This window comes from Azotosporobacter soli (assembly GCF_030542965.1).
Lineage (GTDB): Bacteria > Bacillota > Negativicutes > SG130 > SG130 > Azotosporobacter > Azotosporobacter soli.
The window spans coordinates 83,878-108,084 of the sequence record NZ_JAUAOA010000001.1; the positions used below are offsets into that span (position 1 = coordinate 83,878).

Genomic DNA, 24,207 nt, shown 5'->3' on the forward strand with positions numbered 1-24,207 from the left:
TTATTTTTTACTATATATTAGTCTTTGGCCATTTCAATCACTAGGAAATGTGAGTCCTCGCTGCTGCGAAGCGCCAAATCTTCTGCGACGCTTTCCAGCGCGTCGCGCGCTTTAAGCTCCACGCCGTTGACTTCAAGGTTTCCTTCCAGCAACAGCAAATACGCTTGCCGCTCTTTTTTCACCGACACATTCAATGTTTTTCCGGCGTCTAGCGTTGCCGCATACAGATTGGCGTCCGCGCCGATTTCCACCGGAGCCCCGCCGCCTTGCGGCGCTGCCAGATGCAAGAGACGATTTTCTCTCGCCTGCCACAAAAAGCGTTGATCGCCATAACGCGGTTCGAGTCCGGTCTGCTGCGGCACGATCCAAATCTGCACAAAACGCAGCGTGTCCTTACCCTGGTTGTATTCACTGTGCAGCACGCCGCTGCCGGCGCTCATATATTGAATCTCGCCCCGCCCGATCGTATTGCGGTTTCCCAAACTGTCGCCGTGCGTCAGTTCGCCGTCCACGACGTACGAAATGATCTCCATGTTCCGGTGCGGATGCATGTCGAATCCGCCACCCGACGTCAACAAATCGTCATTCACGACGCGCAGCGCGCCGAACTGCATGCGCTCCGGATTATGATAATCGGCAAAGGAAAAATGAAATAGACTTTTCAACCAGCCGTGGTCGGCCTTGCCGTGCTCCGCTGCCGGATATCGTTTTAGCATCGCTGCCGCCTCCTTCGCTCTCCTTTTAGCACTAATTAGTGATATTCATCTAACAAAATAGCTTACACGCCGTTCAACTTTTTCAGCAGCATGCTGAGTTGCTCCTTTTCAGCAGCAGCCAAATTTTCCAACGTCTTATCAAGATCCGTAAGATGAACCGGGAAAATTTCTTCAAGTAATGCCTGTCCGCGTTCCGTGATGCAAACGAAACAAGCTCTGCGATCTTCCGGATCGCTACGCCGACTAACCCAGCCGTCTTGTTCGAGGTTTTTTATAACCACCGTCATATTGCCGCTGGTCGACAACGTCTTTTCAATGATCTCGCCGATCTTCAGATCGCCCAGATGGTAGAGCGCTTCCAGTACGCCAAACTGCGCCACCGTCAAGCCGTAAGCGGCCATCAGTTTTTGCGTGTTGCGATTCAAGCGAAAGTACGAACGGTAAAGTCCCACCACAACGCGCAAATTCATTTGGTTGGCTTCGCTATATTGTTTGCTTTTCTTGTTCATGCTTCAACAATATCACTAATTAGTGATATTGTCAATTGCTTTTCTTTTCCAGTTCTGATTCGTATAAACTACCTATCCATGCTATAATTTTACTTGATTTTTATGACTCGCCTTGCAGCAGCTTTTCCGTTGCAAGCATTTGATAAGAGGAGGCATGCACGATGAAACAGACGCAACTACAATTTCCGGACGGCTTTTTGTGGGGCGGCGCCGTCGCCGCCAATCAGTGCGAGGGCGCTTATAATGAAGACGGCAAGGGACTGTCGACGCAGGACATCGCGCCGCGCGGCATCATGGGGCCGATTACCGCCGAACCGACCGCCGACAATATGAAGCTGATCGGCATTGATTTTTATCATCGTTATAAAGACGATATTAAGCTGTTTGCCGAACTCGGCTTCAAGACATTTCGCACCTCGATCGCCTGGTCGCGGATCTTTCCGAACGGCGACGACGCTGAAGCGAATGAAAAGGGACTCGAGTTTTACGACAATCTGTTTGACGAATGTCTGAAATACGGCATCGAGCCGCTGGTCACGATCTCGCATTACGAAACGCCGCTCCATCTGTCAAAAACCTATGACGGCTGGGTGAATCGCAAGCTGATCGGCTTTTATGAACGGTATGTGCGGACGATTTTTGCCCGCTATAAGGACAAGGTCAAGTACTGGATCACCTTCAACGAAATCAATTCGGTGCTGCACGCTCCCTATATGAGCGGCGGCATCTTCACCGACAAAGAAAAGTTGTCGCAACAGGATTTGTACCAGGCGATCCACCATGAATTCGTCGCCAGCGCTTTGGCCGTTAAAATCGGCCACGAAATGCTGCCCGGCGCGAAATTCGGTTGTATGATCCTGGGCGTGCCGAACTATCCGCTGACCGCACACCCGGCCGACATGCTGGCGACGCTGCGGCAGGACCGGGAGATTCTCTTCTTCTCCGACGTTCAGGTGCGCGGCGCTTATCCGCGTTATATGGAACGCTATTTCAGAGAAAACGGCATTGCGATTGCGATGGAACCCGGCGATGCTGAAATTTTGCAACACACCGTTGATTTCATCTCGTTCAGCTATTACATGAGTTCGTGCGCGACCGCTGATCCGGAAAAGAAACGCGGCCCGGGCAACATCCTCTCCGGCGTTCCGAATCCGTATCTGAAAGCTTCAGACTGGGGCTGGCAGATCGATCCGCAGGGACTGCGTTATTTTCTCAATCTTTTATATGACCGCTATCAGCGTCCGCTCTTCATTGTGGAAAACGGCCTAGGCGCGGTCGACGAACTGGTCACCGATGCAAGCGGCAAGCAGACCGTACTCGACGATTACCGGATCAAGTATCTGCAGGATCATTTGCTTCAAGTCGCGGAAGCGATCGCCGACGGCGTCGAGCTGATCGGTTATACCACCTGGGGCTGCATCGATCTTGTCAGCGCTTCGACCGCGGAGCTGCGGAAACGCTACGGCTTCATCTATGTCGACCGTCACGACGACGGCAGCGGCAGTCTGGCACGCTACAAGAAAAAAAGTTTCGCCTGGTATCAACAAGTCATCGCCAGCAACGGGCAAAGCCTGTTCGAAAAAGAATAAAAGCCAAAAGAAAGGCGGAGCGTCATTTGATGACGTTCCGCCTCAGAGTATAAAGAGAAGGACTAAAAGGATGAAAGGAGACGGTAACACGAAGAAGCGAAGCGGGCCGATGTATCGGCCCGGCGAGAAGAAAGGAAGAAGAATAAAAAATCTTCCTGCCTTCCTTTCTTCAACTCTTCGTGTAAAAACGGCCCCTTTAATTTCGTTTTGTCGACAGTCTCATTTTTGATGACTTTTCCGCTCCGCCTTGCGCAGCACATTGGCCGCATAGACGCCGGGCTGCTGCATCCGGTTTTGCGGATTGGGCGAATGCGCCGCAATCGCCGCCACAATGTCTTCGCTGAAATAGCCCTGCTGCAGCATCGCTTGCGCAATTTTTCCGTCCACTTCGGCGTTCACTTCGCTGCCCATGTAGCGCGCCGTGAACAGCGTGATCTCGCGCTGATACTCCGCCAGCGCCGCCTGCGCCTGATCGACCGGCAGCACGACCGGCGTTGCGTCTTTTGTTGCGCCCGCCGCCTTCTGCCGCACTTCGGGCGGCAAGCCTTTGGCTGTCGCTATATCCACTTCATACAGATTTGAATCCTCGCTGAAGCTGGCGCCGGTAAAGTCAGTCTCCGCCATGCTTACATTGCGAAATTCATTGACGCTGCTTAAAGAGGCGTCTTTAAAATTCGCACCGTCCAAATTGCTGTCGGAAAAACTGCCGTAGGCAATTTCAGCCTGTTCAAAGTCGGCATCGTTTAGCTGCGTTTCTTTGAACATCACATTTTCAATCTTGGCCGTTGCCAGAATTGATTTGTCCATCTTGCAATCGACGAACGCCACCGAATACATCGATGAATTGGCCAGCGACGCCTCGGTAAAATTGCAGTTCATCAGTTGGCTTTCGCTAATGCTCGAATCGGCCAGATTCGCCTTTTCAAAGTTGATTTTCTCGCCGGAAAACCAGCCGATTTTCGTGCCGCTCAAGTCAGCGCCATGCAAATTAACGTCCTTAAAAACATTGGCATCGCTGTATTCGATCTCGCTGCTTTTTAAGGAAGCGTTGGCCAGGTTGCTTTCTTTGATGCCGACGCCTTCAATGCGAACATGTGACAAATTGACTTTCTGCATCGCACAACCGATGAATTCGACATTGACCAAATCCGCTTTTTCGAAATTCACGCCGATTAAGAGGCAATTTTTAAACTCACCGATTTCAATCACCGTACTGCTTAAATCGACGTCATTCAGATTGCAATCTTCAAAAATAATGCTGGCAAATTTTTTTCCCGATAGATCCAACCCGTTCAAATCACAGTTTTTAAAATGAAGTTGCACTCCATTTTGATGCGCGGCAAACGATTGGTTAAAATCGGCCTGCGTTATTTTTTTTAAAGGAATACGTCTCCCCATCTTCCTTCAACCTCCCCTATCCTCCGCTGTACCGCTCCGTCTGAAACCATTTATCTGCGTACTTTCTTTTTCTCTGTCTTGTCTTTCGTCTTTGAAGCCGATCAAACGACCCACCTGGGTTATTTCGCTACGCAGCTCCTTTTCCCCTTTATCTAGACTGATATTAAATCGTCCTTGTCCGGCAAAACAAATAAAGGCAGAAAGAGCAAGGCTTCCGGCGAAGGAAGCCTTGCTCTTTCTGCCTTTATCATACGATCGGGCCGTTCCTCTTTATGCGAGACCAACCGACTGCAACACTTGCGTGAGATTCGCCGCGCTACTCTTCAATCGTTCAATTTCCTCTGCCTGAAGCGGCACTTCGAGCCTGCGGCTGACGCCTCGCGCATCGACGACGCAGGGAAGGCTGAGCGCCACATTGCGGATGCCGTATTCGCCCTCAAGCGTCGTAGAGACCGGAAAGACGGTCTTTTCGTCGTAGAGCACCGCACGCGCGATCCGGCAGGCGACCATCGCAATGCCGGAGTTGGTGCAGCCTTTGTTGTTCAAGACTTCATAGGCGACTTGAACCACTTGCGAACCAACCTTTTCCTTGTCAAGCTTATCCGGCGCAGCAAAATAGTCGTCCAGTTTTTCGGCCGGAATGCCGGCCACATTGATCAGGCTCCAGGCCGGGAACGCCGAATTGCCGTGTTCGCCCAACATATAGCCGTGCACATTTTTCGGATCGACGCAGTAGCGATCCGCCAAAATCCGTCTAAGGCGGGCGGTCTCGAGCGTCGTACCGGTGCCGAGGATTTTTTCTTTCGGATAGCCAAATGCATTTTGCGCATAAAACAGCGTCACATCGAGCGGATTGGTGATCATGATGATCACCGCCTCTTTCGTATACTGCGTGATTTGCGTCATCACGTCCTTGATCGTCTTTACGTTCCGCTCGGCCAAGAGCAGGCGGTCCGTTTTTTCGCCCGGCATGATGCTTGGCCCCGCCGCGATGATGATCACATCGGCATCCTTGCATTCTTCAAAGCCTCCGGCATGCACATGTACACTCGGACTGTAGGTGAACGGCGTTCCATGCGCCGCATCGAGCGCCTCGCCGATTGCCTTTTTTTCAATGATGTCAATTAGTGCAATATCCGCCGCCAAATTAAAAGACAGCGCACAGTTTAATACCGCCGTGCCGACATTCCCCACGCCGACGATGGCCAATTTGTTTCGTTTCTGCATCGTATCCACTCCCTGCTTACTTTTTCCCCTATTGTCTTAGGATATACTGCTTCTATTCAGGCGTCAAACGCCAGGATAGTCTAATATTGCTCAATTTCATCATTTACATGTTTTTTCTTCTTTTTTGTGTTATAATTCACTAACGTAATATTTCGTCTTTATTATTTTTTCATTGTCCTCCCCTCAAAAACATTTTAAGTGTTTTGTCAAACTAAAATCAAGAAGAGGTGTTGCTTTTGAAACCGTCTCAATTCCGCTGGAAATTAGCCGCTTTGATGTTCCTGATCAGTTTTATCGCCTATATGGACCGCGTCAACTTATCGGTCGCCACCCCGCTCCTAATGAAAGAATTTGCCTTCACTAAAATGGACATGGGTATGATTCAAACGGCCTTTTTTATCGGTTATTCGATTATGCAGATTCCCGGCGGCATCATGGCCGAATATTTTGGTCATCGCCGCATTGTTGCGATCGCGGTCATCTGGTGGTCGTTGTTTACCTCGCTGACGATCGTCGGTCACAGCCTCTTTTCTTTTATCATCATCCGCGCCCTCTTCGGCATGGGCGAAGGCCCGGTTTTTCCCGCTTTCAGCAATTTTGTCTACAAATGGTTCAACAAATCGGAAAAAGGTACTGGCATGTCTTATACGCTGGTCGGCGCTTTCATCGGCCCGGTCTTCGGCCCGGCCGCAACGGTCGCCCTGACGCTCGCCTGGGGCTGGCAGGCCTCGTTCCTCGTCTTCGGGCTAATCGGACTGCTTCTCGCCGGAGCCTGGTATTATTTTGCGCCCAATACGCCGCGTTCCAGCCGTTTTGTCAACGAAGCCGAACTGCAGCACATCGAGGACGGCGTGGATACGCAGGAAGCAGAGAAAAAGGAACTCGCACCCTGGAAAGACTTCCTGACTTCGAGTCAATTCTGGGCGATCGGCATTCAATATTTCATCACCGACTACATCATGTACGTCTTTTTGGCCTGGCTGCCGCTTTACCTGATGGAAGCGCAAAATTTCTCACTGGCTAAGATGGGCATGGCCGCTTCACTCCCCTGGGCGCTCTTGTGCATCTTCACCTTCGGCAGCGGCTATCTCAGCGACAAGCTGATCGCGCGCGGTCTCGCCAAATCGAAGGCACGCACGCTGTTCGGCTCGGTCGGCCTGCTCTTTTGCTGCATCGCGCTCTATCTCGGCGCGGTTGCAACCGATCCGTATATGAACGTCCTTTGGCTGACGCTCTCACTCGGTTCGCTCGGTTTTACCTTTAGCGCCTCCTGGGCGGCCTGTATCGACATCGGCGGCAAGTTTTCCGGTTCGGTGTCCGGCTGGATGAATTTTTGGGGCAACGTCGGCGGCATCGCCGCACCGACCGCAACCGCCTGGATTGCGACGAACTACGGCTGGCAGGCGGCCATCTTGGCTACCGCGGCGTCCGCAGTAATCGGCATCCTGGCCTGGTTAGCCGTAAAGCCAGATATCCCGCTCGTTCGCAAAGAACAACCTTCCTGGGAAAAAGCCGTGTAAAAAGCAAAACGCCTCAGCGGTTTTCCATCAGGAAAACTGCGAGGCGTTTTTTTCTCTCAGTCCTTATAAAAAAGATACGTCGCCAACAGCATCAACCCAAGCGCTACGATTCGGCTGCCGTTTACCGGCGTGAGCGCATTGCCGAACAGGCCGAAATGGTCGATGACCGTGCTCAAAAAAAGCTGTCCGGCAATGGTCGCGATGATCGCCGGCGCAACGCCGATCTTGGGCACGGAGAGCACGATAATAAAGATATACGTCGCGCCCAGCAGACCGGCAAACCATTTCCATTTCGGCAGCGTCAATAACGCCGCAAAATTTCCCTGACCGCCGAAATAAACCGCCGCGGCCAGCGCTAGCGTACCGACGCCATAGGCAAGACAGGCCACTTCGAGCGTACCGATTCTTCGTCCGACTTCGCTGTTCACGCTCGCCTGAAACGCAAGCGCCGCTCCGCCGATAAAACAAACAAGCAGATACAATCCGTTCATCCCATCACCGCTTTGCATTTATTTGGCGTTGCAATGCTATTTCTTTTTTTCCAGCAACGCTTTTACTTCATTGTTATATTCCGTCGTCAATCGATTGATTTCCTGCTGTTTCCGATTGATTCCGTTTAGCTGTTCCGGCGTCAGACTGTCGGTCTCCAGTGCCTGAATCAGTTCGTCAAACATGCCGAGCGTGATATTCAGTACGCTAAGCGCTTTGTTATGAATTGCAATCACTTCCGGCGTTTTCGGCTCGTAGGCTTTTTGTTTTTCGGCGATCGCCAGCATTTTTTGCATGCCTTCATTCAATATTCTCAGTTTTTCCGCTTTGTCCGCTGCAACGTTCGCCTTAGCGATAAACTCGGCGCTGAAGCTGCTCATCTCTTTATTGGCGCTTTGTTCAAATTTCACATACGCTTCCAGATCGCTTTTCACCGGATCATTGAAACAACCACTGCAAATTGCCATAATTATAAGTGCCATGACTACTAACAATTTCTTTTTCATTGCTTCCTCTCCCGTTTCGCTTCGTTTGCTGCAGCGACAGATACCCTCGCGCTGCTGTTTTTCCGTTCTAAAAATAACACGCTAAATGATACCTTATCTGTCCTCTTTAAGCAATAAAGCAATTTGCTCGTCTTGTGAAAATAATACTTTCGTCCTACCTTTCGAGGTCTATGTCTCTCTATTGCCAAACCGCCTTCTATGCTATCATTAAAAATACATTTATTTTCAAAGCTAGAAAGGAGACATAGCATGACTATCTCAAATATTGTCGGCATTGTTATCGGCGCAGGCGCAGTCTTCTATTTTGCAAACAAGCGACGTCAAAAACAAGCCGCCGAAAAAGAAAACGCTGCCAAAGAAGAAAACTAAGCAAGCGCAGCAGAGACGGAGTCAGACCGGCATAGACCGTTTGACTCCGTCTCTTTTCTTTTATCGTCTCAGCGGCAGTCCTGCGTTTCGATTTGGATCGCCTGATAACGGATCTGAAACGATTCTTTGATCAGGGTGCGCGCCTGCCGCAAAATCGTTTGCCCGTCTTCTCCTGGTTCGATCAGCAAGTGGCAGGCAAGCGAATCCACGCCGGACGTCAGCGTCCAGATGCGCAGTTCATGCACCGCAACGACGCCGTCAATCGTTGCGATCCTGTTTTCAATCTCCTTGGCATCCAGATGAAGCGGCACGCCTTCCATTAAAATATGCAGCGACTCTTTGATTACACGCCAAGCGCCTTTCAGGATAATCAGCGCCACGATCACGCTGATAATGGGATCGGCCAGATACCATTGATAATAATACATCAGCAAACCGGCAACGATTGCGCCTACGGAACCCAATGCGTCTCCGACGATATGCAGGTATGCACTGCGCACGTTGATGTTGTTCTTTGCATCGCCGCGTCGCAAGAGCACCGCCGCGCTGACCAGGTTGGCCGCCAGACCGATCGCCGCGATCAGCATCATCATTTCGCTGGCCACCGCCTGCGGCTCGAGAAAACGTACATAGGCTTCTTTGCCGATCAGAACGGCAATGATAAATAACGCCAGTCCATTAAAGAGCGCCGTCAATATTTCGCTGCGCTGATAGCCGAACAGATTGCGCGCCGACGGCGGCTTGGCCGCAAACCAAACGGCAAATAGACTGAGCGCCAGTGAAAGTAAATCGCTTAGCATATGTCCGGCGTCGGATAACAGCGCCAAACTGTTGGTCGCAAGGCCGCCGAAAAATTCGACGAACATGATACCTCCGGTGATCAAAGCGGCAATCAGCAAGCCGCTTTGATTGCCGCTGCTCCGCCTGTCCTCATGATGATGCAACAAAACCACCTCTTCTCCTAAAATACTTCCCGGTTAATTTTTTGCAATAAAGAATGGAGTTGCGTAACTTCCTCTACCGACAACACCGCTGCGATCTGCTCCGTCAGCTGCACATGGTAGCGGTGATGTTCGAGAAACGCCTGCTTGCCTTTTTCCGAAAGAGAAATCAGATTCACTCGCCGGTCTTCTTTTAACGCTTCGCGCCGCGCATAGTCTTTGCGCTCCAGACGGTCGACCGTCACCGTCGTCGTTCCTGTCGTGACGCCGAGCTTCTCGGCCAGCGTCTTCATATTCATCCGGCCATGCTCGCCAAGAATTTCAATCGCATGCGCTTCTGATACCGACAGGTCACTGGCCCGGATCACCGAGCTTTCCCAGGTTGAAAAGCCATTATAAAACTCGAACAACTGCTCTGTAAGTTCTTCCATTGCCAACGCGGTTCACCGCCTTATTCCTTTGATTCTAGATTTATTTTATATTCAAATTGTTTGATCGTCAAACTTTCTTGGTTTAAAAACAGCAACGCGCTCGTTTTTGACCGCGTTGCTGTTTGTCTGCCGCTTCTATTTATACTGCCAGGCGCAGCAGCGTTTCTCCAGTTCATCAAGCAGCGCGAAGAGCACCAGCCCCATGCTGCTCAGCACGACAATGCCCGAATACATCTCGAGATAATCGACGCGCATCCAGGCATCCATGATGAAATAGCCCATTCCGTACTGCGTACCGAACGTCTCGGTAAAAAACAGCACCGATATCGCGGTCGCCATCGCAATGCGCAGCGAGGTCAGAAATTTCGGCAGCGACGCCGGAATCAAGATCTCGCGCAGGATCGCCGCATAGCCTGCGCCCAACGAATAGAGCGGATAATAGGTTTCTTTCGGAATGCCTTTCACACTGTCGCGCACCGCGATCACGACCTGAAAGACGATGATAAGAAATATCATCAAAATCTTCGACGTTTCCCCTAAGCCGCAAAGCAGCATCAGAACCGGCAGCATTGCAATCTTCGGCACCGGATAGGTCAGATAAACAAGCGGCGACAGCGCCCGATCCCAACTGGGGAAGTAGCCCATACCAAGGCCGAGCGGAATGCCGATCAGCACCGACAGGACAACGCCGGCGACGATCCGCCATAAACTGTACACGCTGTGCAGCGCGATTTTCGCGAAAAAAATTCCGGCCAGATTCTCCAGCACGACCCAGGGCGACGGGATGATTGGCTGCTGCAACGCGGCGGCGACCGCATACCAAACGCCGAAAAAGATTACGATGCCGTAGAGATGCCAAATGCCCGTTATTGGTTTCTTCATTTTGCCCAGTCCTCTTTCACCGTCTTGCGCAGCGACGAACAAAGCGCAAAAAACGACGGCTGATTTCGAATATCGTCCAAGCCGAAGAGCGGATTGTCGATCACCTTATGAATTCGTCCCGGCGACGGCGACAGGACGACGATCTTCTGGCCCAGATAAACCGCTTCCTCCACCTGATGCGTGACCAGAACGGTCGAAACCGCATGTTTGCGCCAAACGCGCAGAAACAAATCCTGTATCTCTTCACGGCTCATCGCATCGAGCGCGGAAAAAGGTTCGTCCATCAGCAACAAATCCGGTCGCAGCAAAAAACTGCGCGCCAACGCGACCCGCTGCTGTTGTCCGCCGCTCAATTCGCCGGGATAACGCTTTTCAAGGCCGCTTAAACCAAGCTGCTGCAGCAGATTTTCGAGACGCCGCGGCGTTTCGTCGTTCCACTGCCGTTTCAATTTCACGCCGAGGCAACTGTTTTCATACACATTGCGCCACGGCAGCAAGCCATAATCCTGCGGAATAAAACCGATTTTCTGCTGTTGCGGCCGGACCGCCTGACCGTCGATCTCGACGCTGCCCTGGTATTGCGTGATAATGCCGGCCAGTACCTTGAGTAGCGTCGATTTGCCGCTGCCGGACGGGCCGATGATGGCGCAGGTTTCCCCTGCCGCCAGTGCGAAATCAATCGCGTCCAGCGCGGTATGCAGCTCACCGTCCGCCGGGTACGACACCGTCAAATTACGAATCTGGATCATCTGCTTACCTCACAAACCGGTCGTCAACCAATTCCTGATATGAATACGTCGTCGTCAAGAGCTGCCGTTCCTTTAACCAGGCACCGACCGCCTCGATATCCTTCGCCTGCGGCGCGCTCGGTTTCTTGTATTGCGGCAAAACCAATGCATCCTTTACCTCTTTGGGAAAGCCGCCTTTTTCAATCAGCAAGTCGATATAAGCGCTCATCGGTTCTTTCTCCAAATAGGCGACCGCTTTGGCATAAGCGCGGTATACGGCGCGGATCTCCTGTTCCTTATCGTTCACCGACTGGCGCGTAAAGAGCATCACGCCCGGATTGATTCCCAGTTGATCCGAGCTTTGCAAGACCCGCCCGCCGTTCTTAACGGCGACGCTGGCCAGAGGTTCCGGCAGCGTCGCTGCCGCGATTTTGCCGTTTTGCAGCATTTCAAGCCGGGTCGGTATTTGCGGAATCGCGATTTTGTTGAATTCGCCGGACGACAGCTTACCTTCGGCCGCCACCTTGTCGGTCACATATTCAATGATCGTGTTTTTCGAGATTGCAACGTCTTTGCCCTTCAAGTCCTGTATCGACGCAGCCGTTTCATTCTTGCCGACAATCAGCTTGTAGCTGCCGGTCGTCAGCGAGGTAATCACGGTATCAAAGCCGCCTTTCCTGGCAAAGTTCTCCGCCAGCATGTCCGAAATCACGCCGTCCAGATTGCCGCTTTGCAGTGCGCTGTCGCGTTCGACCGCACTCTTGAAGAATTTCAGCGTCACCGTGACGCCTTCTTCCTTAAAGTAGCCTTTTTCCTGTGCAATAATGAACGGAATCGAATCCACATCCGGCATCACGCCGATCGTGACGCTTTTCGCGCTCGCAGCAGGCTTCTGTTCCTTATTCGCATCGCCGCAGCCGCCGAGCAGCGCCAACGCGCTAACCGCCAGGAGCAGCAGGATCATTTTCTTCATTCGTTTCGCCCTCTTTCTTTTTTCGCACGTTTTTTCACACTCGTTTTATCGTAACAAGAGCGCTTCAATAAGTCAAACGCGATTCAACGCTGCCAGTTCTGCAACTCGACGATGTTTCCTTCCGGATCGCGTGCATAGACGACCGTCAGCACGCCGAGCTCGCCGTAATCCTTCTTTACCAGCGCCCCGAGTTGGCTTCCGCCATGTTCCAGCAGATTGGCCAACACGTCTTCGACCGAATCCACCTGAAACGCAAGATGTCCCAGGCCGCAGCGATTGACCGCGCCAAATGCACCGGACTCTTCTTCCGGCTCATAGCTGAATATCTCGAGCGTAGTCCCTGCGTCGCAGCCCGGCAAGCGCAGATGCATGCCCCGAATCGTCGCATTACTCAGCGTCGTCAATTGATCGACCCACTGCCCGGACAGATTTCTCTCCGGCGGCAACGCTTCGCAGTCGAAGACCGCGACATAAAAATCGACCAGCTTCCGCCAGTCGCGGGCAATGATATTGGTGTGCACGTAACGGATGTCGTTTTTCATCTTTTCCGCCTCTTTCCGTTTTTTCTTTTTCTTTTATCCTATCATAAAAAATTTGTTGCGTTTTATTTTTTCAGCGCATCGAATGCAGCGCAGCAACTTTCTCGTTTCCTTTACTTTGCACCGCGCAAAAAAAGAACAAGGCTCCGCCGAAGCGAACGCCTTGCCCTTTTTTCACTGACCGCTCAAGACGCGGTCGAAATATTGATTCGCCTGTTCGATATACACCTCGTCCGGCAAAAACGACTGCGCCAGCGCTTCTTTCGTTTCCTTTGACAGCGCCTGTCCCTGCACGAGTTCGCCGCCTGCTTTGTTCAGCCATTGCAAATAGGTTGCAACGGACGGCAACTCCATACTCAGCATGCCGCCTTGCGAAGCATAAATTTCATCGAGCTGTTCCGTTTCCATATGCAGTGCGACCCGCTGCACCCAGTGCGACATCGCCTGAAAGTGCGAGCGTTCCGGAAAACCGCAATTTGACAGCATCACCAATCGCGGCGCTTTTGCTCCCGCTTTCTTAGTATGGCGCGACTCACCGCTCGCAGTTTTGGCAAAATGCGGATCGCCGTTGACGATTAAGCGATCCATGAACACCTTCAGCATACCGGAAATCGTGTGAAAATAAAGCGGGCTAGCCAGAATCAACACATCCGCGCCTTCGATCGCCTCAAGGACTCCTGCCATGTCGTCTTTGATCGCGCAGCGGCCCGGCGTTTTCAGCCAGCAGGTAAAACAGCCAAGGCAGTGCTTGATTTCTTTTTCCGCCAAGAACACGTTTACCGTTTCCGCGCCCGCCGCTTGCGCGCCTTTTAATAACGCATCCGCCATGATCTGCGTATTGCTGCTTTTTCCTCGCGGACTTCCGTTGACCACAACAATTTTCATTTTTCTTCCCCCCTCTTTTAGATCAGCTGGTAGAACAGCCCATGCCTGGAACAGTGAAAATACAAGAGTCCGTGATTATATTTGTGAAACCAGAATTGAAGATTCCACTCCGGATATTGCTTCACAATAAACGCCTTATCACCGGTGACATAGGCCGCAAACGAAATATAATGCGCCTTCGTCATCTCATGCTGCGACGAAACATACACTTCGCCATCTTGCGGTTCGATCTGCAAACGGTGGCTTTCGTCCGCTTTTGCCGCAACCAGCGCATCTAGCCGCTTGCCGCAACAGGAAATGTTCGCCTCGCCGGTCGCGGTCATTAAGTTTTTGCATTGTGGGCAGACGTAAAATTTTAACTTCTTCATATTTCCTCCTACTGCCTCATTGGGGACGAGTTCGCCCGCCAACATGTCTTCGATATTGACGCCCAGCACTTGCGACAGTTCCGGCAGCAGCGACACGTCGGGGCAGCCCAGGCCGCGCTCCCATTTGCTGATCGCTTTATCGCTAATGTTCAAGAGATCCGCCACTTGCTTTTGCGTCATATCTTTTTCTTTCCGCAAACCGTAAATCAGTTTGCCGATTTTTTCGCAATCCAAATTCATCACCTCGCTCCTTCAGTGTAGACGGCAGTAGGTTACCACGCAATAAACGAACCGTAGAGTTTCTTTTCTACTTTTCCCCTCTCTCTAACTTCTAACTTTGCGCTGCAAAAACCTGTTTAATTTTTCACCAAAGTCAAAAAGTCAAAGATTTCTTTTGTCCGCATGAGCTATTTTTTTAAAAACAGTTTTCTTCGCGTTAAATAAAGAAATTTGCGCTGTATCGTCCATTGCAGAGCGCTTTTATTTTTCGTATTATAATAACAAGATTAGCACTCGCCGGTCGAGAGTGCTAATAAAGCAAATTCTGTACAGGGAGGAGATCATCATGACAAATCTGATTCGTAGAGAAGAGTACAATACCCCTTCTTTATTCCGAAAAGGGATCAATGACATGTTTGAGAACTTTTTCGGTACGGGCGTATTGTCACCGCTTAGCAACCTCTCGCAGTCTGGTTGGGCAACGGTCGTGCCGATCGACGTGATTGACAACGGCTCCGAGTATCGGCTGAAAGCAAACCTGCCGGGCCTTGAAAAGAAAGACGTCGATATCCAGTTAACGGACAACGTTCTGACGATTCGCGGCTCTTACGAGCAAAGCAACGAAGACAAGAACAATCGTTATCTCCTGCAGGAACGGCGTTCGGGTTCTTTTTCCCGTTCCATCGCGTTCCATGAGGAAATCGTCAGCGATAAAATCACCGCCTGCTTCAAAGACGGCATCCTCGAAGTCACAATTCCGAAAGCAGAGCAAAAGCAAAATCAATCCATTAAGATCGAGATTGCCGACTAATAGGCTGCCCCGACAAAAGGGCTGTCTCAACAGGATTTTTACTATCCTGTTTGAGACAGCCCTTTTAAAATACGTTTTTCAATAGCGGTCTTTCTGATTAAAAAAAGTCATGTCTGCATAGCCCGCATGTATTTTCCCCGCATGCTTGACGTCTTGCGGAATAAAATAACGCTCGCCTTTGCAAAAAACTTGTTTTACGCCGTCGATCGTTAGCTCGATCTTCCCTTCCAGGACAATGCCCCATTGTGCGGCATGAGAATGTTCCGGCAGCTCGACGTCTTCGCTGAATTCCATGAAAATGATTTGATGCGTCTCGCCTTGCGACAGATAGGCCGTCAAGCCTTTTAGCGGAATATTCGCTTTCGGTAACGCAAGAATCGGTTCAGGAAAAAGACTCATCTCTATTCGCTCCCCATCGATTATTTTTCCAGCGCTGTCTTCGCAATCTGCATCGCCGCCGCTAAGAGAGGATGTTCATCAATGCCATGCTCGCGGTACCCTTGTCGGATAATTTTTAAATACGCGGCGTCCGGCATTGCGGGCGTCGACGCATAAGGCTCCGCCATCCGGTATAACATCGCACGCTCTTCGCCTGCGTCCGTCACAATCGAAACCAGTTCTTTTCCGTACAGCGTCGGATAATTTTCATATACGTCGAGTGCCCTCTCGCACTCTTCACTGATCTTCCACAGCACTACCGGTACATGGCCGTGTTCGTCCGGTTCCACATTGGCAAAGCCTTCCCCATCGCCGCAAAACGTCAAGCGGTAACCGCGCAGTTCTCCCTGTCCGGTCACGCGCGCCTGCGGACAACGTTTTTGCATTTCCGCCACATTCATATTGCTGCCGAATGCGGCATAACTCCTCCCGTTCATGCTCCCATTTCTCCCCTTCCTTATACTTTAACGTAGGCAAAACCGCCGCCCAAGCGGGTTGTTTCCAGCCATAAAGCCAAATCAAACGTAATCGCTCGTCCGCTGTCGTAGCAGGTAGCCCGCCATTCGTCTCTTTTTAACTCCAGCCCCACCAGAACCGTCCAATGCCAACTGTCCATCGCGGTCGCTTTTCCCTTATGCAGGTTTAAAAAAGCGACCGGACAATCGGCGGTGAACGCGTCCGTTAAAAACGCAGTCACTTTTTCGATCGACGGTCGTCTAAACGAAGCCGCCGCAACGGACAGACGGCGACAATTCCAAGTCAGTTCATGTTCGCGCAGCAGGCGATTCATGCCGCGGCAAAACGCCTTTGTACTATGCAGTCCGAGCAGCCGCCCCGGCGTGACAAACCGCCAGACCTGTTCCATCGTTTCCGTAATTGCCGGGATATCGTGATCCCGATACGGCAGCGCTTCGGCTTCGCGCCGGTTCAAATACGAGAGCAGCATCGACGCCGTCGTCGGACCGCAGCCTCTCGTTTGTTGATAGGACGTCTTATACCATTCCTGATTATAACCGTATAACGGCCCTGCTTCGCCTGCAATCTGCAGCCAATCCGGATGTTTGATCTTCATCTTGCACCTCCTTGCCGGCCTTGCTTCACTCCGGCTCCGAATGCTTTTCGCTTATTATATCTCATTCTCTGCAACAAAACATCGTTTTGCGCAAAAAAACACCGGCAAATTCGGTCTATTTTTCTTAAAGAAAATCATCCGAACCTGCCGGTGAAATTTTTATTCCGGACGGCGAATCACATCGATTACCGTACCGTCCCGGTACTCGACGACGCCGACAATTTTATCGCTGACCGGAACCGAATCCGGCACGCCAGTCAATTCCAGCGCCTTGCGCTGCAGATCTTCAATCGCCATCACTTCAAGCGGCGAATCCTTGAGCCGCGCCAAAATATCCTGGCGGCGCGGATTGACCGCCACGCCGTAGTCGGTGACAATCACATCCACCGTTTCGCCTGGCGTGACCACGGTATGAACGCGTTCCCGTACGATCGGCAAACGACCGCGCAAGAGCGGCGCACAAACCACCGTCAGCTTAGCGCCTGCCGCGGTATCCGACTGCCCGCCCGATGCGCCCATCACCATGCCGTTCGAATCGGTCAAACCATTGACGTTAAAGTCCACGTCGACTTCGGTCGCGCCGAGAAACACCATATCCAACCGATTGACCAGCGGCCCTTTCGTATGCGGATTGGCATATTGCGACGCCGAAATTTCCAAGTGGTTCGGATTCTTTTTCAACGATTCCACCGCCGCCAGATCGAAGCTTTGCGCATCGAAAGCCATGCGAAACAAGCCTTCTTCCATCATTTGCGCAAATACGCCGCCGATGCCGCCGAGGCCAAAGCCGCCGCTGATCTTATGCGCCAGCATCTTTTCCTTAATGTAACGGGCCACCGCCATCGACGCGCCGCCGCCGCCCAGCTGGAAGGAAAAGCCGTCTTGAAAGAGACCCGAATGTTCCATCACCGCAGCCGCCCGCTGCGCGATCAACAGCTCGCGCGGATCGGTCGTAAAGCGCAGCACCTTGGTGGCAATCTTTGCCGGATCGCCGATGCTGTCGACTTCCACGATGAAATCGACCTGATCCTGCGGAATACTGATTGGAAAAATCGGCTGCTGTACCAGATTGTCGGTAATCGCCACCACCTTGTCGGCATGCGCGGCGTCCACCATCGCATAACCAAGCGAGCCGCAGGCCGATTTACCGTGCACGCCGTTAATGTTGCCGTAAATATCGCAGGTCGGCGCGCCAAGAAACGCCACATCGACAACCAGTTCGCCGCTGGCCAACGCGCGGGGACGACCGCCGTGCGAACGGAAAATCGTCGGCTTTGCCAAACGTCCGTGCGTAATATAGCGTCCGACCTCGCCCCGCCCGCCGCTGGTCTGGATTGCCGTGACAACGCCCTGCTCCAACAAAGGAATCAAGATATCGCTGTTTTCATGCAGCGAACTCGGCGCGAGCGTCAAGTTGCGAATCCCTTTGCGCGCAATCGCGGCAAGCACTAAACCCGGCACATGATCGCCGCTGCGAAAATGATGATGAAAGGATATCGTCATGCCGTCCTGCAAGCCAACCGCCTCAATTGCCTGATCGATCGAACGGAGCAGTTTTTCCGAATGCGGCACATCGAGCGCGATCTTTCCGCCGCTGCGCCGTCCGCTGGGCGCTGTGGCAAACGGCCCCCGGTACGGTTTTACCGGACCATAGCCTTCGATAAAATCGGGTAAATTTCGCTTTGCCTCGTTACTCATCGGCGTCCTCCTTGTTCATGCCCACAACCGCCGCGTAGGCAATGATTCGCTCGGCCCGCGTAATAATCGGACCGTCCACCATTTTTCCATCCACTGCGATGACGCCGGATTTTCTCTCCAGCGCCAGCTTGATGCCGTCAAGGATGCGCCGCGCCTGCGCCACTTCCTTGGCCGTCGGCGTATAGACCTTGTGCATCAGTTCCACCTGGCGCGGATGGACGCAGGATTTTCCGTCGAAGCCCAATTGCTTAATCATGCGGGCTTCACGCAAAAATGCCTCATCGTCATTTAAAATCGTCGAAACCGAGTCGATGGCATGAATTTTCGCGACCCGCGCCGCAACGACGATCTGCGAACGGGCATACGCCAGCTCCGCGCCATCCGCGCTGCGCGTCGTGTTCAAGTCGGCGATAAAATCCTCGCCGCCCAGTGCGATCGCCGCCATCCTCGGATCCGCTTTGGCGATCGCACAGGCATTGACCAATCCCTGCGCCGATTCAATCGAGGCCATCATCTTGATCGATCCGGCCGGATAACCGTATTTAGCCTCGGCCCGGCCGATCAGATCGGCGATTACCTTTATTTCTTCCGGGTATTCGGCCTTGGGCAGACGAATCATATCCGGCTTCGCTTCCAAAATACAACGCAAATCATCATGGCCAAACGGCGTGCTGATATGGTTGATCCGCACCGCTACTTCGCAAGGATAGCGAATGTCGCGCACCGCGCTGGCAACAAGATCGCGCGCCGCATCCTTTTCCGTCACCGCTACCGCATCTTCCAAATCGAAAATGATCGAATCCGCGCCGTAAATACCGGCGCTTTGCAGCTTGCCCGGATTGTTGCCGGGCACATACATCATCGTCCTGCGCAGCCGATTCATGCTTTCACCTCTTCCTCTAGCGCGCGGTTCAGCGCCGTCTTCAGCCGGGCGCGAATCGTACAGTCCAGCGCCCCCTTGTCATTGGCGTATACCTTTGCCGCAGCAACGCCTGCTTCCTGCAGCGCCGTTTCCAACACCTTGCGAATTTGTCGGCCAAACTGCCGCAACACCGGACTCTCCAGTTCAATTTCAATCCCGCTGCCCGCTTCCACCGGCGAAAGCGTGATCATGATATCGCTCGACTCTACGGTTCCCGCTTGGGCAACACGCCTGATTACAGCCAAACCAATCCCTCCCTTGTTTTTCTCTCTCCTCCTGTTGTATCATGAAAGCACTCATAGGTCTAATATCATTATCACTATCTTCGGCATAGTATTTATACTATGCCAGAGTGTAGACAATTGAAAAAGAGAGTGCGATAACACGAAGAAGCGAAGCGGGCCGATCGCATCGGCCCGGCGGGAAGAAAGGAAGAAAAATTTAAAAACTCTTTCAGTCTTCCATTCTTCGACTCTTCGTGTAAAAAACGTCCCACTTGAATTTGTTTTGTCGACAGTCTCTCATAGCATTTATGCTATGTCATTATTTTGAAAGGAGTTTGCCCGCATGAATCTTCGCCAAATGCGTTACATCCTGGCCATCGCCGAAGAACAAAACCTTTCCGCCGCGGCCAAAAAGCTCTACATCGCGCAGCCATCGCTCAGTCAGTTGCTGCAAAAAGTCGAAGAGCAGCTGGGCACGCTGCTCTTCGATCGCAGCGCAACACCGCTGCGTCCCACCTATGCCGGAGAGCTGTATCTGTCCGCCGCACGAAAAACACTCGACCTGAGCGACCAACTACGTAAGCAGCTTGACGATATCGACAATTTAAAGCAAGGCCGCATCACACTCGGCATTTCGCCGTTCCGCAGCATTCATTTCCTGCCGCGCGTCCTGCCGACCTTCCAGCGCCGCTACCCCGGCATCGAAGTCCGTTTGCTGGAAGGGCAGATGGATGAGATCGAAGCCTTCATGGCCAAAGGCGTCACCGACCTTTCGCTCATGACTTTACCGGTGCAAAACGAACTCTTCGCTTATGAGGCGCTGCTGCACGAAACGATTTTGGCCGTGTTGCCGTCGGATCACCGGCTTTGCCGCCAACTTGCGTCGACCACTTCAGGCACAGAGGCGCAGCTGCCGCTTAGTGCACTGCGCGATGAACCATTCATTTTGTTAAAACCCGGCCAGCGCATGCGACAATTCAGTCTGGAGCTTTGCCGTCAGGCCGGTTTCACGCCCCGCATCGTCATGGAAACGGAAAACATCGAGGCCGCGCATGCTTTGGCCGCCGCCGGGCTCGGCGTCACGTTAGCGCCCGACACGCTGCAGAGCGTCCGCACACCGACGCCGCCCTGCTATGCGTCGCTTGGCGATCCGCCTCCCAGTCGCACGTTAGTCATCGCCTACCGGAAAAACGCCTATCTCTCGCAAGCCGCGCAAGCCTTCATCGCGGTTGCACAAGAAAGCGTCGGCAAAGGATAAGGAAAAGAGCTGTTGCCAATCCTGCGACAGCTCTTTTCCTTTTCACAACAGCATTCTCCAGCATCACGCAGGCAAGACATTTGAACGAACCAAAGTTTCATTAATTTACACTCTTATCGCATTTATTTGCTTTGTTGCGCATTTTTGTAAGCGCACTTCGTGAAAAAAGCGTATAATAAGTTCATTCGCAAACAACAAGACTGGGAGTGATGATTTACATGGACAAACTGAACTCATTTATTGCACGAATCACAAAACTCTTTCCCGTTTGGGTCATTCTCTTCGCCGCTGTGGCGTTTTTTTCGCCCGACCCGTTCAAGCCGCTTGGCAAATACGTGCCCTATTTACTCGGCCTGATCATGCTCGGCATGGGTCTTACGATGAGTTTGGAAGACTTCAAACTGGTTCTTACCCGGCCGAAAGATGTTCTGTACGGCGTCGTACTGCGCTGCCTGATCATGCCAGGCGTCGCCTTTTCCATCGCCAAACTGCTTGATTTACCGCCTTCACTGGCCGCCGGTCTGATTCTGGTCGGAGCCTGCCCAAGCGGCACCGCTTCCAATGTGATGACTTTCATCGCCAAAGGCGACACCGCGCTATCGGTGACTGTCTCCAGCATCAACACGATTCTCGCGCCGCTTCTCACGCCGTACATCTTCCTCTTTTTTGCCGGTACGCTGATTCCGATTGATGCGGGCGCGTTGTTGTTCGACATCTTAAAGATCGTCCTCTTCCCGATCAGCATCGGCATTTTGCTGCGCATGTTTGCCGGGCAATTGGTCGAGCGCATCGCGCAATTGATTCCGTTCGTTTCCGTCGTCTCGATCATCGCGATCATTGCCATCGTCGTCGGTCTCAGCGCCGCCAAACTGGCAACGGTCGCGGGCATTGCTTTTGCCGCTGTGGCGCTGCATAACGGTCTTGGCCTTACTCTCGGCTATAGCACGTCACGCTTCGTCGGAATCAATCACCGCAAAGCCAAAGCGATTTGCTTTGAGATCGGCATGGAAAATTCCGGTTTGGCGGTCGCGCTGGCGATCGCCCATCTCGATCCGATCGCCGCGATTCCCGGCGCCATCTTCAGCGTTTGGCACAATTTCACCGGTTCCCTGTTAGCCGGTTACTGGGGAGCGCGCGACGGAAACGAAGCGCCCCGCTTAAAGAACCGCGCCGGTTAAGTTAACGCTTACCTCTCCTCAACTAAATAAGAAGGGGCTGTTGTAAAACGAGATTATGCTCTCATTTTGCAACAGCCCCTTCTTATGCCTTGCAGTTAACCTGCATCCGAAACAGCTTCCTTGACCTGTTTTTTCGCCATATGCTTTAGCAGCACAAAAATCCCCACCAGAATCAGCAAGCTCCCGGTAAAGAAAAATACCGGCCGGATGCCAAACGCCGAACTGATCAGTCCGCCAATCAACGGCCCGGTCATCGAGCCGAACTGGTTGGCGGTCGTCGTAAGGCCAAAAATCCGGCCTTGAAATCCGGCGTCGCTCGACGTGACCGCGAGCGTATTGATTGCCGGATAGACGCCGACGACAAAGAGACCGAAGAAAAATTGCAGCAGCGCAAAGCGATACAAATCCGGCGCAAAATATTGTCCTACGTTAAAGAGTCCCGCACCGATAAAGCCGATTGTCAAAATGCGAAAAAAACCTTTCGCCTGCCCCAGCCTGCCCCACGTCGGCGCGGCGATCGCCCCTGCAATGCCCGCCAGACTGTAGATAATCCCCGCCGCCAGCGCCGCGCCTTCCATTTGTCCCTGCAGTTGCGCGACATAGAGGGTAATCAGCGGTTGAATCGCCATCGTTGCCATCTGGACAACGAACATCAGCGCCAGCATTTCCATCAAGCGCGCATTGCCGAACGCCGTTTTAAAATCTTCCCGTATCGTAGTGCTCGGCGCAACCTCTTTCTCCGGCGGCTCGACGACAAAATGACGTACCGCCAGCGTACCAAGCGAAATTACCAGCGCGGCAATGACGAACGAAGCGCGCATGCCGAAAAGATGCGACAATACGCCGCCTGCCAATGGGCCGATGATCGTGCCGATCAACAATGTCGTTTGCATCAAACCGAGACTGGACCCCAACTTCACCGACGGAACCGACGTCGCAACGATTGCGAGCGATGCCGGGACAAAACCGTTGGCAACCCCTTGCAGGATTCTGACGCCCAGAAGCTGCAGCGGACTTTGCACAAACGCGCCTAAAAAATAAACCGCCGCCAGACTAAAGCCGGCGCGCAGCACCATGCGTCGTTTGCCGCTCTTGTCGGCTTGTCGTCCCCAATAGGGCGCCAATAAAGCCGCAACTAAAAATGTCGCCGAGAAAATAACGCCCGACCAAAGATTCACATTCTTCTCGTCAACCCCAATATCAAGCAAATACAGCGGCAAAAAAGGAATTACCATCGTATAACTTGAAGCGGACAGCATCGAACCCAGCGCCAGCGCCCAAAGATTTCGCCGCCAATTCATAAACATGCCTCCCCATTCTTCCCTTGCTTCCCCCACCGACGCGTTTGCAGCGCGATTGATCCGGCGCGGATTATAAAAACAGTTTCTGCGTAATAGATGTATCGTAACAAACTTACGCAAAGCGATGCAACTGCGACCTGTCGCCATATTTACGGCTACGGCACGTCAAGACCGCCTCTGGCTTCATTAGAAAGCTTTCCCAGAAACTTACAAGCTTATTAACGTTTTTTTGCTACAGCCCTTGCTAACAATTTCAAGCACAATTTTTTTCTAAGCAATAGCAAAAATAAAAAGAGCAAGGCTTTTCATTTTGCAGGCCTTGATCTTTTCACTGTTGCTCATTCTATTTTTTCGCTGCCGCATAATCCTGATCCAATTCCGCTTGCGTAACCAAAACATTAGAGAGCGGTCCGATTTTCATACAAGTTTGCGGACAGAAGAAACTGACCATGTCGATGGAGTCGACCTCGACCATTTTAGCATCGCAAACGTGGCATTTCGCGCTCCATTCTCCCGAAACTTCACGCGGCAAGTCCAAAATCCGACGCAAAACCTTGTCAAACGTTTCCGAGCGGTAGGGTTTCACGATGAATGCATCGATGCCTAGACGGACAATTTCTTTAATCACATCTTCCGAATTCGTGCCGCTGCACATGATGATCTTGGCATCGGGCTGCGTCTTCTTCACTTCTTTCAATACCGCAATTCCGTCAATCCCGGTCATGATGATGTCCAATATAAACAGTTCGAAACGTGTCGTCTGCATTTGGACAACCGCCTCTTCACCGCTTGCAGCCTGTTTTATTTGTTGATTTTCAATGCCGGCCCGATTTAATTCTTTGCCGATCAATGTTCGCGAAAAGCCGGAATCATCAACCACCAACACCTTTATACCCGATTGCGTTTCCACTTTAAATCACTCCTCTCTCGCATAGTCAGTTTATCGTCTTCTCGCGAAACCTGCAATACGTCTTTTACAATATTGACCGCCTGCGCAAATGGTCGCACAGGCGGTC

Annotated in this window: 27 protein-coding genes; 5 read left to right on the plus strand and 22 right to left on the minus strand. The window is 52.2% G+C overall.

Annotated features, from left to right (window positions below; all coding sequences use genetic code 11):
* Positions 1 to 17: 17 nt before the first annotated feature.
* Both QTL79_RS00365 and QTL79_RS00370 read right to left on the minus strand, forming a co-directional pair.
* A complete protein-coding gene (locus QTL79_RS00365; RefSeq protein ID WP_346352940.1) occupies positions 18 to 716 on the minus strand; it encodes a pirin family protein in 699 nt (232 codons plus the stop codon).
* Between the two features lie 62 nt (positions 717 to 778).
* Positions 779 to 1,225: a MarR family winged helix-turn-helix transcriptional regulator gene (locus tag QTL79_RS00370; protein WP_346352941.1), complete on the minus strand. Its 447-nt coding sequence runs from the start codon at positions 1,223 to 1,225 to the stop codon at positions 779 to 781.
* Positions 1,226 to 1,386: 161 nt separating this feature from the next.
* Here QTL79_RS00370 and QTL79_RS00375 point away from each other — a divergent pair, with 161 nt between their 5' ends.
* Positions 1,387 to 2,814, plus strand: coding sequence for a glycoside hydrolase family 1 protein (locus QTL79_RS00375; RefSeq protein ID WP_346352942.1), 1,428 nt, complete (start codon positions 1,387 to 1,389; stop codon positions 2,812 to 2,814).
* 219 nt (positions 2,815 to 3,033) lie between these two features.
* Here the strand turns inward: QTL79_RS00375 and QTL79_RS00380 are convergent, their stop codons facing one another.
* Positions 3,034 to 4,212, minus strand: coding sequence for a pentapeptide repeat-containing protein (locus QTL79_RS00380; protein WP_346352943.1), 1,179 nt, complete (start codon positions 4,210 to 4,212; stop codon positions 3,034 to 3,036).
* Positions 4,213 to 4,482: 270 nt separating this feature from the next.
* Entirely contained in the window at positions 4,483 to 5,439 is a 957-nt protein-coding gene (locus QTL79_RS00385; protein WP_346352944.1) for an L-lactate dehydrogenase, read from the minus strand.
* A 236-nt stretch (positions 5,440 to 5,675) separates the two neighbouring features.
* Here QTL79_RS00385 and QTL79_RS00390 point away from each other — a divergent pair, with 236 nt between their 5' ends.
* Entirely contained in the window at positions 5,676 to 6,959 is a 1,284-nt protein-coding gene (locus QTL79_RS00390; protein WP_346352945.1) for an MFS transporter, read from the plus strand.
* Positions 6,960 to 7,015: 56 nt separating this feature from the next.
* Here the strand turns inward: QTL79_RS00390 and QTL79_RS00395 are convergent, their stop codons facing one another.
* The 10 genes from QTL79_RS00395 to QTL79_RS00440 form a co-directional block, all read right to left on the minus strand.
* Positions 7,016 to 7,450 (minus strand): DMT family transporter, encoded by a 435-nt coding sequence (locus QTL79_RS00395; protein ID WP_346352946.1) that lies wholly within the window; start codon positions 7,448 to 7,450, stop codon positions 7,016 to 7,018.
* Positions 7,451 to 7,486: 36 nt separating this feature from the next.
* On the minus strand, positions 7,487 to 7,954 hold the full coding sequence (locus QTL79_RS00400) for a hypothetical protein (protein ID WP_346352947.1): 468 nt from the start codon (positions 7,952 to 7,954) through the stop codon (positions 7,487 to 7,489).
* Between the two features lie 437 nt (positions 7,955 to 8,391).
* Positions 8,392 to 9,267, minus strand: coding sequence for a cation diffusion facilitator family transporter (locus QTL79_RS00405; RefSeq protein WP_346352948.1), 876 nt, complete (start codon positions 9,265 to 9,267; stop codon positions 8,392 to 8,394).
* 17 nt (positions 9,268 to 9,284) lie between these two features.
* Positions 9,285 to 9,695 carry a MarR family winged helix-turn-helix transcriptional regulator gene (locus tag QTL79_RS00410; protein ID WP_346353256.1) on the minus strand — a complete coding sequence of 137 codons (411 nt, stop codon included), beginning with the start codon at positions 9,693 to 9,695 and terminating at the stop codon, positions 9,285 to 9,287.
* Between the two features lie 135 nt (positions 9,696 to 9,830).
* On the minus strand, positions 9,831 to 10,577 hold the full coding sequence (locus tag QTL79_RS00415) for an ABC transporter permease (RefSeq protein ID WP_346352949.1): 747 nt from the start codon (positions 10,575 to 10,577) through the stop codon (positions 9,831 to 9,833).
* On the minus strand, positions 10,574 to 11,326 hold the full coding sequence (locus tag QTL79_RS00420) for an ABC transporter ATP-binding protein (RefSeq protein WP_346352950.1): 753 nt from the start codon (positions 11,324 to 11,326) through the stop codon (positions 10,574 to 10,576). The genes QTL79_RS00415 and QTL79_RS00420 overlap by 4 nt, the downstream gene beginning before the upstream one ends.
* Before the next feature lie 4 nt (positions 11,327 to 11,330).
* The gene (locus QTL79_RS00425) at positions 11,331 to 12,278 is read right to left on the minus strand and encodes an ABC transporter substrate-binding protein (protein ID WP_346352951.1); all 948 of its coding nucleotides are present in this window, start codon (positions 12,276 to 12,278) and stop codon (positions 11,331 to 11,333) included.
* Between the two features lie 83 nt (positions 12,279 to 12,361).
* Complete coding sequence (locus QTL79_RS00430) at positions 12,362 to 12,820, minus strand: VOC family protein (protein WP_346352952.1); 459 nt, start codon at positions 12,818 to 12,820, stop codon at positions 12,362 to 12,364.
* Between the two features lie 171 nt (positions 12,821 to 12,991).
* Complete coding sequence (locus QTL79_RS00435; RefSeq protein ID WP_346352953.1) at positions 12,992 to 13,702, minus strand: flavodoxin family protein; 711 nt, start codon at positions 13,700 to 13,702, stop codon at positions 12,992 to 12,994.
* 17 nt (positions 13,703 to 13,719) lie between these two features.
* On the minus strand, positions 13,720 to 14,310 hold the full coding sequence (locus QTL79_RS00440; RefSeq protein ID WP_346352954.1) for a helix-turn-helix domain-containing protein: 591 nt from the start codon (positions 14,308 to 14,310) through the stop codon (positions 13,720 to 13,722).
* A gap of 325 nt (positions 14,311 to 14,635) precedes the next feature.
* Between QTL79_RS00440 and QTL79_RS00445 the strand changes: the two genes are divergently transcribed.
* Positions 14,636 to 15,100, plus strand: coding sequence for an Hsp20/alpha crystallin family protein (locus QTL79_RS00445; protein WP_346352955.1), 465 nt, complete (start codon positions 14,636 to 14,638; stop codon positions 15,098 to 15,100).
* Positions 15,101 to 15,178: 78 nt separating this feature from the next.
* Here QTL79_RS00445 and QTL79_RS00450 read toward each other — a convergent pair whose 3' ends face one another.
* From QTL79_RS00450 to citD, 6 genes are all read right to left on the minus strand, one after another.
* Positions 15,179 to 15,499, minus strand: a complete 321-nt coding sequence (locus QTL79_RS00450; protein WP_346352956.1) for a cupin domain-containing protein — start codon at positions 15,497 to 15,499, stop codon at positions 15,179 to 15,181.
* 20 nt (positions 15,500 to 15,519) lie between these two features.
* Entirely contained in the window at positions 15,520 to 15,975 is a 456-nt protein-coding gene (locus QTL79_RS00455) for a gamma-glutamylcyclotransferase family protein (protein WP_346352957.1), read from the minus strand.
* Positions 15,976 to 15,995: 20 nt separating this feature from the next.
* On the minus strand, positions 15,996 to 16,610 hold the full coding sequence (locus QTL79_RS00460) for a hypothetical protein (protein ID WP_346352958.1): 615 nt from the start codon (positions 16,608 to 16,610) through the stop codon (positions 15,996 to 15,998).
* Between the two features lie 159 nt (positions 16,611 to 16,769).
* A complete protein-coding gene (citF, locus tag QTL79_RS00465; protein ID WP_346352959.1) occupies positions 16,770 to 18,308 on the minus strand; it encodes a citrate lyase subunit alpha in 1,539 nt (512 codons plus the stop codon).
* A complete protein-coding gene (locus tag QTL79_RS00470) occupies positions 18,301 to 19,191 on the minus strand; it encodes an aldolase/citrate lyase family protein (RefSeq protein ID WP_346352960.1) in 891 nt (296 codons plus the stop codon). The genes citF and QTL79_RS00470 overlap by 8 nt, the downstream gene beginning before the upstream one ends.
* Positions 19,188 to 19,475, minus strand: a complete 288-nt coding sequence (gene citD, locus QTL79_RS00475) for a citrate lyase acyl carrier protein (RefSeq protein ID WP_346352961.1) — start codon at positions 19,473 to 19,475, stop codon at positions 19,188 to 19,190. Before citD ends, QTL79_RS00470 begins: the two co-directional genes overlap by 4 nt.
* 322 nt (positions 19,476 to 19,797) lie before the next feature.
* Between citD and QTL79_RS00480 the strand changes: the two genes are divergently transcribed.
* Positions 19,798 to 20,712: a LysR family transcriptional regulator gene (locus QTL79_RS00480; RefSeq protein WP_346352962.1), complete on the plus strand. Its 915-nt coding sequence runs from the start codon at positions 19,798 to 19,800 to the stop codon at positions 20,710 to 20,712.
* A 218-nt stretch (positions 20,713 to 20,930) separates the two neighbouring features.
* A complete protein-coding gene (locus QTL79_RS00485) occupies positions 20,931 to 21,890 on the plus strand; it encodes a bile acid:sodium symporter family protein (protein WP_346352963.1) in 960 nt (319 codons plus the stop codon).
* 95 nt (positions 21,891 to 21,985) lie between these two features.
* On the opposite strand, the gene QTL79_RS00490 is transcribed toward QTL79_RS00485, so the two are convergent.
* Both QTL79_RS00490 and QTL79_RS00495 read right to left on the minus strand, forming a co-directional pair.
* A complete protein-coding gene (locus QTL79_RS00490; protein WP_346352964.1) occupies positions 21,986 to 23,191 on the minus strand; it encodes an MFS transporter in 1,206 nt (401 codons plus the stop codon).
* Between the two features lie 343 nt (positions 23,192 to 23,534).
* A complete protein-coding gene (locus QTL79_RS00495; RefSeq protein ID WP_346352965.1) occupies positions 23,535 to 24,101 on the minus strand; it encodes a response regulator in 567 nt (188 codons plus the stop codon).
* Positions 24,102 to 24,207: the final 106 nt, after the last annotated feature.